This window comes from Robertmurraya sp. FSL W8-0741 (assembly GCF_038004005.1).
GTDB classification, from domain to species: Bacteria; Bacillota; Bacilli; order Bacillales; family Cytobacillaceae; genus Robertmurraya; species Robertmurraya siralis.
This window is the reverse complement of the sequence record NZ_JBBOQG010000001.1, coordinates 4,257,828-4,269,942: the sequence shown is the minus strand read 5'-3', so window position 1 is coordinate 4,269,942 and position 12,115 is coordinate 4,257,828. Positions and strand designations below refer to the sequence as shown.

At 37.5% G+C, this 12,115-nt stretch carries 9 protein-coding genes and 1 CRISPR repeat array; all 9 genes read left to right on the top strand.

Going from position 1 to position 12,115, the window contains the following annotated elements:
- Positions 1–966: 966 nt before the first annotated feature.
- The 9 genes from cas3 (at position 967) to NST02_RS20785 (ending at position 11,996) form a co-directional block, all read left to right on the top strand.
- Positions 967–3,396, top strand: coding sequence for a CRISPR-associated helicase Cas3' (gene cas3, locus NST02_RS20825; protein ID WP_340949713.1), 2,430 nt, complete (start codon positions 967–969; stop codon positions 3,394–3,396).
- A 348-nt stretch (positions 3,397–3,744) separates the two neighbouring features.
- A complete protein-coding gene (cas5c, locus tag NST02_RS20820; protein WP_340949712.1) occupies positions 3,745–4,458 on the top strand; it encodes a type I-C CRISPR-associated protein Cas5c in 714 nt (237 codons plus the stop codon).
- 5 nt (positions 4,459–4,463) lie between these two features.
- Positions 4,464–6,362 carry a type I-C CRISPR-associated protein Cas8c/Csd1 gene (cas8c, locus tag NST02_RS20815; protein WP_340949710.1) on the top strand — a complete coding sequence of 633 codons (1,899 nt, stop codon included), beginning with the start codon at positions 4,464–4,466 and terminating at the stop codon, positions 6,360–6,362.
- Positions 6,359–7,219, top strand: a complete 861-nt coding sequence (gene cas7c, locus NST02_RS20810; protein ID WP_095309583.1) for a type I-C CRISPR-associated protein Cas7/Csd2 — start codon at positions 6,359–6,361, stop codon at positions 7,217–7,219. Before cas8c ends, cas7c begins: the two co-directional genes overlap by 4 nt.
- Entirely contained in the window at positions 7,209–7,868 is a 660-nt protein-coding gene (cas4, locus tag NST02_RS20805) for a CRISPR-associated protein Cas4 (protein ID WP_095309581.1), read from the top strand. Before cas7c ends, cas4 begins: the two co-directional genes overlap by 11 nt.
- Positions 7,865–8,896: a type I-C CRISPR-associated endonuclease Cas1c gene (gene cas1c, locus NST02_RS20800; protein WP_340949707.1), complete on the top strand. Its 1,032-nt coding sequence runs from the start codon at positions 7,865–7,867 to the stop codon at positions 8,894–8,896. The genes cas4 and cas1c overlap by 4 nt, the downstream gene beginning before the upstream one ends.
- 9 nt (positions 8,897–8,905) lie before the next feature.
- A complete protein-coding gene (gene cas2, locus NST02_RS20795; RefSeq protein WP_095309577.1) occupies positions 8,906–9,196 on the top strand; it encodes a CRISPR-associated endonuclease Cas2 in 291 nt (96 codons plus the stop codon).
- Between the two features lie 167 nt (positions 9,197–9,363).
- Positions 9,364–10,314: direct repeats of the CRISPR family, unit length 32 nt; unit sequence GTCGCACCTTATATAGGTGCGTGGATTGAAAT.
- Between the two features lie 193 nt (positions 10,315–10,507).
- Positions 10,508–10,903: a DUF3221 domain-containing protein gene (locus NST02_RS20790; RefSeq protein ID WP_170211196.1), complete on the top strand. Its 396-nt coding sequence runs from the start codon at positions 10,508–10,510 to the stop codon at positions 10,901–10,903.
- Between the two features lie 85 nt (positions 10,904–10,988).
- Positions 10,989–11,996 (top strand): trypsin-like serine peptidase, encoded by a 1,008-nt coding sequence (locus NST02_RS20785; protein WP_170211195.1) that lies wholly within the window; start codon positions 10,989–10,991, stop codon positions 11,994–11,996.
- The last annotated feature ends 119 nt before the right edge of the window (positions 11,997–12,115 follow it).

Genomic DNA, 12,115 nt, shown 5'->3' with positions numbered 1-12,115 from the left:
CAAACACCAGAAGTCGCACTCTACATGAGTGTGTGGATTGAAATCCATTGATCATGATTCCCTTTTAATACCGCAAGGTGTCGCACTCTACATGAGTGTGTGGATTGAAATTAGCGAAAGAATGGGAAGGTGAAGAGGTACCAGGTCGCACTCTACATGAGTGTGTGGATTGAAATTCAATTTGCGCTCTCGTTATTTCCTCTGTATGCCTGTCGCACTCTACATGAGTGTGTGGATTGAAATTTTCGTAATGTCTCAAGATAACGAAAATGGTAGGGTCGCACTCTACATGAGTGTGTGGATTGAAATTTTTTATCAATTAATAAAAAAAGATATAAAAAGTCGCACTCTACATGAGTGTGTGGATTGAAATAAGCCGTAAAAGAACACATCGATCCAGTGGACGGTCGCACTCTACATGAGTGTGTGGATTGAAATAACTTTATCCGTAAGCATGCCGTGCGCTTGCAGTAGCGTCGCACTCTACATGAGTGTGTGGATTGAAATTAGCCCCACGCGAATAACTTCGCCGGTTTCCTGTCGCACTCTACATGAGTGTGTGGATTGAAATAAAAGTCCGCAGGGAAACCTATGTTGGCTCCTGGTCGCACCTTATATAGGTGCGTGGATTGAAATCGTTATGTAGCAAGACGTAGGTAAATCATTTTAAGTCGCACTCTACATGAGTGCGAGGATTGAAATTCCCGTTTGATGTTCGGAGCGATTGCGAAGGGGAACGGCTCTCACTCTGTCACTACCCTATTTGGAGTATGTGGAGCAAAGTTTTCACATAAAGATGTATCGGAGAAATAAGTGTTATGTGACAAATTAAAATCTCATCAAAGAAATTAAAAACCATCCAACATTACATTATAAAAGTCATAATTTTCTTGGAATTATTAGAGAATAGTGTGAAAATTTCGCTATAATGAAGAGGTGATGGTTGTAAAAATATGGAGGTGTACCATGCAGTATATTGCTCATATTCGTGTAAGTGATAGAGAAATTCAAACTGTGGAAAAACACTTGTTAGAAGTAAAGGAATTGGCAGAATCCTATGGAGAAAAAATAGGCGTCAAGCATATCGCTGGTTTGGCAGGAATGCTCCATGATTTTGGAAAGTTCACAAATGAGTTTCGGACTTATATTCTAGAAGCAGTAAATAATCCTGAAGCACCGCCAAAACGGGGGAGTGTAGATCATTCAACAGCCGGTGGCAAACTATTATATGTAATGTTCCATGAAAAAAATATAAAAGAGTTTACTGGAAAGCTTGCCGAGATTGTTGGGAATGCAATTATTTCACATCATTCTTATTTAAAAGACTTCTTAAATCCTAGTCTTGAATCTGACTATTTATTAAGAGTAAGTGAAAAGAAATTGGCAGAGTTTGAAACTTCAAAGGAAAGCTTTTTTACCTATGTGATGAGTGAACCTGATTTTATTGATTATGTTGAACAGGCTGCAGAGGAACTAAAAGCTTTTATGAAAAAAGAACCTTCAAAGTCAAGTGAATACAAATATATGTTTTTGACAAAAATGATTTTTAGCGCCCTTATTGATGCAGATCGAACTAACACGAGATTGTTTGAAGAGAACAAACCTTTTGACCCGCAAGAGAACCACGATCTTCTTTTTCAAACATATTACGATAGGTTAATGTCAAAAATTGAGTCCTTCCAACAGCATGAAAATGCCAATTCTCCCATCAACCTCTTAAGAAGCGAAATGTCGGAACAATGTGATCGTTTTGCTGAGAAACCATCCGGTATTTATACATTATCCATTCCGACTGGTGGAGGAAAAACGCTTGCCAGTTTACGCTACGCTTTGAAACACGCTCAAAAGTATCATAAAAAGCACATCATCTATGTCGTTCCCTACACAACTATTATTGAGCAAAACGCTGAAGAAGTTAGAAAAATTTTGCAGGAGGATGAAAATATCCTCGAGCACCATTCTAATGTCATTGATGATGATCATGATAATGATGAAAACCAAGACGGTTTTATGAATAGCAAACAGAAACTTAAGCTTGCCAAGGATAATTGGGATTCGCCGATTATTTTTACAACGATGGTCCAATTTCTGAACGTTTTTTACGCAAAAGGAAGTAGAAATATTCGTAGACTTCATAATTTAACTGAATCCGTGATTATTTTTGATGAGGTTCAAAAAGTTCCAATACCTTGTGTTTCTCTCTTTAATGATGCTCTTAACTTTTTAAAGGAATATGGTCAATCCAGTATTGTCTTATGCACAGCAACACAACCTGCTTTAGATTTTGTGGAGCATAAGCTTGAAGTGAACACAGATGCAGAAATGATTGACAGAATCGATCATGTTATAGATGCTTTCAAACGGGTTGACATTGTGGATATGGCTACGGAACAGACATTTTCAAATGAGCGTCTAACTGATTTTATTATTGAAAAAATAGATGAAGTGCAAAGTCTTTTAGTTATTCTAAATACAAAGTCTGTTGTTAAAGATTTATATGAAAAATTGAAAGAAAGCATAGATATTACGGTTTATCACCTTAGTACATCGATGTGTGCAGCCCATCGGAACAGTATTTTGGGAGAAGTAAGGGAACAGCTTGAAGTAGGAAATAAAGTTATATGCGTGAGTACACAGTTAATTGAAGCCGGGGTTGATGTTAGTTTCGAATGTGTTATTCGTTCATTGGCAGGACTTGATTCCATTGCTCAAGCAGCTGGGCGCTGTAACAGGCATGGAGAAATGGGGATTCGCTCTGTTTATATTATTGATCATGAAGAAGAGAACTTAAGTAGACTAAAGGAAATTGCAAAAGGAAAACAAGTTGCTAAACAAATCTTTATCGATTTAAAGCGTGATGATAGCAGCCACGGAGGTCATATCCTCTCTAAGAAGGCAATGGACCGTTATTTTCAAGAGTATTATACAGAGCTAGCGGACGATCTGAATTATTTTGTACCACAGGTTGGTAAGGAAATGACGACACTCCTTATGGAGCCAAGGCATATGAATAGTTACCGACAAGCCTATATTCATAAAAATGGTCAGAAAAAGGATATCCCGCTATTTATCTTGAATTCGTATGGTACAGCAGCTGAGCATTTTCAAGTTATTGATAGTATGACTACGTCGGTAATTGTGCCATATGGAAAAGGCAAGGAAATTATAGCTGAACTTAATGGAAACTATTCCTTAGAAGACCTAAGAACCATGTTAAAAAAGGTGCAACAATACACAGTCAATCTATTTAACTATGAGAAAGAGTTATTAATAAAGAATAGTGGTCTTGTTTCCTATATGGATGGAAAAATTCTCGCTTTAAAGGAAGGCGCATATAGTACAGAGTTTGGCTTGGATACAAGCAATGAGAGTAGTTTAACTGATGCGATCTTTTGAAGGAGCAATTAAAAAAGTCCGTTTTCGGGAATAAGAATTAAAAGCAAAAACCCAAAAATGTTGCATTACGGCATTTTTGGGTTTTTACTGCTTTGTGGATAGCCTATACAATGTTACACATTTCAATCCGCGTTGAATAATCATCCTACATCGAAAAGAAATTTATTTGTTGAAGGGAGTTTATAGTAAGCAAATTCCCTTTGAATTTCTTATTTTAGAGATTTTATAAATATAAAGTGTAATGGATTTATGTATTTTATATGAAAATTCAGTGATTTTATTGATCATTCATTTGAAAAAGGGTAGTCTTATAGTATTGGTGAATTACAAAAATTAGGAGGTGAATAAATGCGTAATTCAATTGAATTTGAATTATATGGTCCATATGCCCTGTTTACTGACCCATTAACCAAAATGGGTGGTGAAAAGATGACGTACAATGTACCTACTTATCAAGCGCTGAAAGGAATTGTTGAAAGTATTTATTGGAAGCCCACTCTTATGATGATTGTCGATGAAATCCGTGTAATGAATCCAATTAAAATGGAGTCTAAAGGAATTCGTCCAATTGATTATGGGGGAGGTAATACATTAGCGAATTATACATATTTGAAGGATGTACGTTATCAAGTAAGAGCCCATTTCATTTTCAATCTTCATCGACCTGACATGGCCTTTGATCGAAACGAACATAAGCATCATAACATCCTTAAGCGTTCCTTGCGGGCAGGTGGGCGCAGAGATATCTTTTTAGGTGCACGCGAATGCCAAGGATATGTAGAACCAGTCGAATTTGGCTCAGGCGAAGGTTTTTATGATGACTATGGTGAAATTCATTTTGGAACGATGGTACATGGAATCAACTACCCTGATGAAACGGGGAGAAACACGATGGAAGTCCGTTTATGGGAACCCATTATGAAGAATGGTGTTATTAAGTTTATTCGACCTGACGAGTGCACGAACATTCGTACATTGTCAGAGATGGAAGCAAAAGCTTTTAGTCATTCAAATGTTGAATCGGCAGATGAATTATTAAAAAAGCTCGAAGATGGGAGGTGAATGAATTGAGCTGGCTCCTGAATTTATATGAAACATATAATTCCAATCTTGATGAAGTTGGGAAGATTTCTAAGAAAAATAACGGTCAGGAATATACACTTTTGCCGATCTCCCATACAACTCAAACTGCACATATAGAAGTTTCGATTACTGAAGATGGCGAATTTCATAGCGCTTCTATAATAGATAAAAGCGAAGGAAGTACGTTAATTCCATGTACAGAAGAGTCTTCTAGCCGTGCCGGTTCGAAAATAGCCCCCTACCCACTTCACGACAAACTTAGTTATGTAGCGGGAGATTTTGTAACGTACGGTGGAAAAATAAAAAATGAAGAACCTTTTTCTTATTATATAGCTCAACTACGAGAGTGGGCAGAGTCACCATATGCTCTTCCTAGTCTAAAAACTATATATAGCTATTTAACTAAGCGCAGGTTAGTTGCCGATCTCGTTAATGCGAAAATAATACATGTAGGTGCTGACGGCAAATTAATTGATAAGTGGGACAAAAAAGCTGAAGCATTTTTAGGTGAGAGGCCACCAATCTTTTCAACTGTTGCTGGAGGTCAAGAAAGCGCATTTATAAGATTTACTGTCCACTCTTCAAAGAGAATTTTACCAAAGGTTTGGAAAGATCCAAAGATGTACGAGTCTTTCATAAAGTTTTATGAAGGATTATTAGGAAATGATGATTTTTGTTATGTTACAGGGCAATTGTTACCAAGTACTGAGCGGCATGCCAATAAAATAAGAAATGCCGGGGATAAAGCTAAATTAATATCAGCCAACGATACGAGTGGTTTTACTTTTAGAGGAAGATTCAGCAAAGCAAATGAAGTAGCTAATATTAGTTATGAGGTATCGCAAAAAGCACATAATGCACTGAAATGGTTAATTAATAAGCAAGCAAAAATTATCGATCAACGTGTCTTTTTAGTATGGGGAAATGATTCGATGCTAACAGTTCCAGATGTTGTTGATGATACTTATTCTATTTTTGCAATGGATGAGACTGCTACAATCAGTAAGGAAATGAAGTCCTATACACATGAAGTATTTGCAAGTGAGTTTGCAAAAGCTATGGATGGCTATAAAAATAATCTATCCACAGGGGCAAATATCAATATATTAGTTCTAGATTCGGCAACAACAGGGAGACTTGCTGTCTTATATTATCGCAGTTTGGATAAGGAGTTATATTTTAATAGACTCAAAAATTGGCATACAACCTGCACATGGGAGCATCGGTATCGTAAAAATGAAAGTCAGGAATTTGTAAAATTTTATGGCGCTCCAGCAACAAAAGATATCGCCTTTGCAGCCTACGGGCCGAGGGTGAATGAGAAAGTTGTCAAAGGGTTGATGGAGAGAATGCTTCCATGCATTATTGATGAAAAAAGAATTCCGAAAGATATTGTGAACAGTGCATTGCATCGCGCCTCAAATCCGGTTTCAATGGAGCGGTGGGAGTGGGAGAAAACGCTTAGCATTGCATGTGCTCTAATCAATAAAGAGGAGGGATATGGCGTGTCTTTAGATAAAGAAAATCAGGATCGGGATTATTTATTTGGACGGTTGTTGGCTATTGCCGATGTACTTGAAAGAAATGCTTTGGACTCGAGCGACCAGCGTGCAACAAATGCAAGAAGATATATGAATTCGTTTGCCCAGCACCCAGAGAGAACTTGGAGAACGATTCAAGGAGCTTTACAGCCGTATCAAGCCCGTTTAGGCGAAAAGGTTTGGTACTATAACAAATTAATTGATGAAGTAGGATCACAAATAAAGCCGAAAGACTTCAATAATAAACCGTTGTCAGGAAAATATTTACTTGGCTTTTATAGTCAACGCCATGACTTGTATCAGAAAAAGGAGAAAACGACTGGAGAGGGGAATAAAGAATGACTACTTTAGATCATAAAATTGATTTTGCTGTTGTTTTATCTGTTACGAAAGCAAATCCGAATGGAGATCCATTAAATGGGAATCGACCACGCCAAAACTATGATGGTTACGGGGAAATTTCAGATGTGGCATTGAAGAGGAAAATTCGCAATCGCCTCATGGACATGGGAGAATCCATTTTTGTTCAATCTAATGATAAAAAAGCTGATCAGTTTAACAGCTTAAGAGAAAGGGCAGATGCAAATCCAGAGCTAGAAAAAGCTTTAAAATCAAAGGAAAATTCTAATGAATTGTATGCGGATGCTGCATGTAAAGCATGGTTTGACGTTAGAAGTTTTGGACAAGTGTTCGCATTTAAGGGTGGCTCTGGCAAGGGAGTGTCAGTTGGCGTAAGAGGACCGGTTTCGATTCATACAGCAACAAGTGTGAATCCAATTGACATTACAAGCATGCAGATTACGAAAAGTGTTAATTCTGAACCTGGTAAAGATAAGGGGTCTGATACTATGGGAATGAAACATCGAGTTGATTTTGGTTTGTATCGATTTTATGGCAGCATCAATACACAATTAGCAGAAAAAACGGGCTTTACCAATGAAGATGCAGAAAAGCTGAAGCAGGCGCTTGTTACCTTATTTGAAAATGATTCTTCATCAGCGCGACCAGAGGGAAGTATGGAAGTAGTCAAGGTGTGTTGGTGGGAGCATAATTCAAAGCTCGGTCAGTATTCATCTGCAAAAGTGCATCGCTTGTTGGAAATTAAACCTGAAGTAGATGATCCGAAATCAACTGATGATTTTAACATTACCGTAAATGAATTAGAAGGGCTCAAAGTAGAGGTAATCAATGGGCTTTAATGATGAAGATGACTATTTAATGTTATCAGGCATTCAGCATTTTCTTTTTTGCAGACGTCAATGGGCCCTAATTCATATAGAGCAACAATGGGAAGAAAATGTTAGAACAATTGAAGGTCAACATCTTCATAAAAAGGCTGATCAACCATTTATTCGAGAAAAACGTGGAGACAAGCTTATTGTACGTGCTATGCCAGTAAAATCGAGACAATTAAGGATTACAGGTGTTTGTGATGTCGTCGAGTTTATACGCTCTTCCGATGGTGTCGAACTTGCCGGAACAGAAGGGAAGTTTCTTCCCTTTCCTGTTGAATATAAAAGGGGAAAACCCAAAAATGACGATTCCGATATTTTACAACTTACCGCCCAAGCTCTTTGTTTAGAGGAAATGCTACTTTGTGAGGTTGGAACAGGGTATCTGTTTTACAATGAGATGAAGCATCGAGTGGAAGTTCCAATAACGAAGGAAAATAGGGTAAAAGTTGAAAGTATCGTTTCCGAAATGTACGACTATTTTCGGAGGAGCTATACTCCTAAGGTGAAAACTGGAACTTTCTGCAAAAGCTGTTCCCTTCAGCATCTATGTTTACCAAATATGATGAGTAAGAGATCGGTTAAAAGCTATATTGAAGGGAAGATAGCTGAATGAAGAAATTACTAAACACTTTATTTATTACACAACCGGATGTGTATTTATCATTAGATGGAGATAATGTCGTTATTTTAAAAGACCAACAAGCACTAAAAAGATTCCCGTCGCATAATTTAGAATCTATCGTTACATTTGGATATACAGGAGCTAGTCCTGCCTTAATGGGATATTGCGCGGAACGAAATATTTCTCTTCTCTTTTTGACACAAAGTGGGCGTTTCTTGGCAAGAGTTATCGGTCAAAGCAGAGGCAATGTGATTTTAAGAAAGAAGCAGTATCGTTTCTCAGAAGACGAAGAGATATCAGCTAGGATCGCTCGCAATTTTATAATTGGCAAGATTTTTAATCACAAGTGGATGATCGAAAGAATGACAAGAGATTATCCCTTAAGAATTGATGTTGCGGCATTCAAAGATATCTCAAAACAATTATCTGTTGTCATACAGGATGTCAGGACTTGTGATGATTTAGAAAGGCTACGGGGTTTAGAAGGACAAGCAGCCATTAGTTATAATCGCATTTTCGATCAAATGATTTTACAACAGAAAGAAGATTTCTATTTTCATTCGCGTTCGCGAAGACCCCCATTAGATAATGTCAATGCCATGCTTTCTTTTGCATATACTTTGTTGGCCCATGATACGGCATCTGCTTTAGAGGGTGTTGGGCTTGATGCCTATGTTGGCTTTTTACACCGTGATCGTCCTGGAAGAGTTTCACTAGCACTCGATCTGATGGAGGAGTTAAGAGGGATCTATGCTGACAGATTTGTATTGTCATTAATTAATAAAAAGGTAGTTAATAAAGAAGCTTTTATAAAGAAAGAAAATGGCTCGGTCCTTATGACAGATGAGGCTAGAAAGACTTTTTTATCCGCTTGGCAAAATAAAAAACAAGAAAAAATAACCCATCCATATTTAGGTGAGAAAATCCAATGGGGACTCGTTCCGCATGCACAGGCGTTGCTGTTAGCAAGATACTTACGAGGAGATCTTGATGAATATCCGCCATTTTTATGGAAGTAGGTGTGACTGTTGCTTATTTTAATTACTTATGATGTTAGTACTTTAACGAGTGCTGGTCAAAGAAGGTTGAGAAAAGTATCGAAAGTATGTCAAAACTATGGTCAAAGAGTCCAAAATTCAGTCTTTGAATGTGTCGTAGATGCTGCACAATATACTTCACTAAAGCTGGAGTTATCTGGTATCATTAATGAAAATGAGGACAGCTTAAGATTCTACCAACTAGGCAACAATTATAAGAACAAAGTGGAACACATTGGAATTAAAGAATCAGTAGATTTGGAAGGTCCACTAATTCTTTAGTGCGAATGTGAAGCGCACATGATTTCCCTAGGGGATTCGCACCTTAAAATAAGGGTGTAATCCTCTTGTTTTGTATTATTTTTACAAATGTTTCTTGAAAATCAAGAAAAATAGCATTTTTACAACGGAAAAAAGTGTAATTTTACTTTTTTCGTTTAAAAATCGCTGTCGCACCTTATATAGGTGCGTGGATTGAAATACCCCAACTTTAATTGGAGTTTTTCTACGTGGAGTCGCACCTTATATAGGTGCGTGGATTGAAATATTTTGATAACGTTGATCCATCAATGAATCTCGGTCGCACCTTATATAGGTGCGTGGATTGAAATATTATAGCTATGACGAAAAAGTCAGCTGGGAAACAGTCGCACCTTATATAGGTGCGTGGATTGAAATAAACTGCTCGAGCAATAAAGCGTGTTTTCTGCTGTCGCACCTTATATAGGTGCGTGGATTGAAATTTTTAATGTATCTTTGACTTTACGCAAGACAACCGTCGCACCTTATATAGGTGCGTGGATTGAAATTCCATCAGTCCATTTTTGATGAAGTTCCATTTAGTCGCACCTTATATAGGTGCGTGGATTGAAATTGATGTAACTGAACTCACTAAACAACAGGCATCGTCGCACCTTATATAGGTGCGTGGATTGAAATCCATAAACCCACCCTTCATCTAATTTTTGCTTCGTCGCACCTTATATAGGTGCGTGGATTGAAATGTCATTAAGATAGCTGGACTCATGAACAAGATAGGTCGCACCTTATATAGGTGCGTGGATTGAAATAAAAAATCGACAACCTGCACCAGTTATCATCAAAGTCGCACCTTATATAGGTGCGTGGATTGAAATGCCATAAATCCGAAGTCTATCCTGTATCGAACGGGGTCGCACCTTATATAGGTGCGTGGATTGAAATAGTAACAACGAAATGGTCAGCAATATCTGAAATGTCGCACCTTATATAGGTGCGTGGATTGAAATTGTTACAGTTCGCAGCGCTTGGAGGTCTAGCGGCGTCGCACCTTATATAGGTGCGTGGATTGAAATGCAACCGGCGTTAAGTGTTGTCCAAAGTCTTTATGTCGCACCTTATATAGGTGCGTGGATTGAAATACTGTACAGTTGGGTACTAATCATAGAGATATGGATTGAAATCGTGACGGTCTACCTAAAGACGAAATGGAAATGACTGTCGAACCCTACATAAACTTCACACCAAAGGAACTATAAAATAACACAGGAGATCACAATGATTGTAGCGAAGATAGTAATATAATAAAATATGACTTTCCAGGTGGTGTGGATTGTGAAAAAAATTTTGACATCAAAGAAGGTTGTATTTGGGGGCTTGTTGTTCTTGCTTTTTGGCATATGGGTTTTTAGCGAAATTAGCAGTCGTTTTTCCATAAAAGGGCAAGAGCCAACTGATGTAGGCTATGTTGTTTTTCACAATGGTACGAAATATTTCGTTAAAGGAGAAAATATTACAGCTTCTGACTTGGAAAATTTTTCTGATGAAGATGTTACGATGTTTTCAAAAAAGTTTGAGGAAATAGCGATATTACTAGATGATGGCATGAAACTTTTAGGGACAGGAATTAAAAGTGGTGATCAGGTCGCTATTTGGTATGAAGAAGTCCTTGAATCGTACCCGGCACAAATTAAATTAATGCAAATAAGGAAAATTGATAAAAACAAATAAATTTGCACTTCTTTACTAATTTTGTAATTGTTTGTTTTCTGAAAATTCGTTATAATATAATCATATTTTGAGAGGAGGTAATATTTTGAAAAAGAGTATTTTTCTAACAATTTTTTTGTTTACTTTTTTATTCGTTCCAATCAATGCTTTGGCGGACAATACACTAGGAGACTTTCATTTTGATGCAAAGGAATCTTCACATCCCTTGGATAGAGTTAATTCAAAGGGAGAGGTAACAAAATATGAGGATTACAGCAATAAGAACTTAACGTTTATCAATGAAACAAAAAGTTTTCAAGGCACAGGAGAGCTTAATCCTATTTTTGTTGGTGATTTGCTAAATAAAGGCTTTTTAGAGACTACACAATCTTTAGTAAAAGATGTGACCACAAATGAAGTCGCACCATTTGTTGTCATCGGTCCAGATGGAAGAACTAGAGTAGAAAATACAACAGTATTCCCATATAGTGCCATTACTTATATTTCCTTGGAGTGGGCAGATGGTAGCCGCGGATCTTGTACAGGGACATTAATTGGTATCGATAGAGTTTTAACAAATGGGCATTGTGTTGTGAATCCTACTACGCAAAGAGGAATAGTGAGTGCTACAGTTTATCCGGGTGTAAGTGGTAGCACAGCTTTATTTGGAGCATATAATGCGATCGATTATTATGTTACTTCCCATTGGATTAATACTGGAGCAATATCTCAAGATTATGCAGTTCTTGTACTGAGTCCATCTAATGGCCGCCATGCAGGAGAGCGTGCTGGATTTGCAGGAATTAGACAGGTAACCAATATCCTCAATCAGAACATCGGGATCTATGGTTATCCAGGTGATTTGATCAGAAGAGATGGAGCCATAAATCAATATGGGATGCGTGGAAATGTTGCAAGTGAGGATAGTCAAGTTGCTTATTATACAATTGATACAGCACCAGGACAGTCGGGCTCTGCTATGTTAAATACAAGCAATCAAGTCATTGGTGTACATAGCAGCGGTTTTTCTGATCGAAATGGTAATCCGGTGAGAAATGGCGGTCCAAAGATGAGCAGCTTTATGTTTGAGTTCGTTTCAAATGCGTTGAATTAATAATGGATAAAATACTGCACCTTTAAATGTTAGGGAGCACCAACATCTGGAGGTGCAGTTTTGCGTTCGCAAAATACTCAATAAAATGAGTGGGAGTCTGAGAAATGAACTGTTCATAA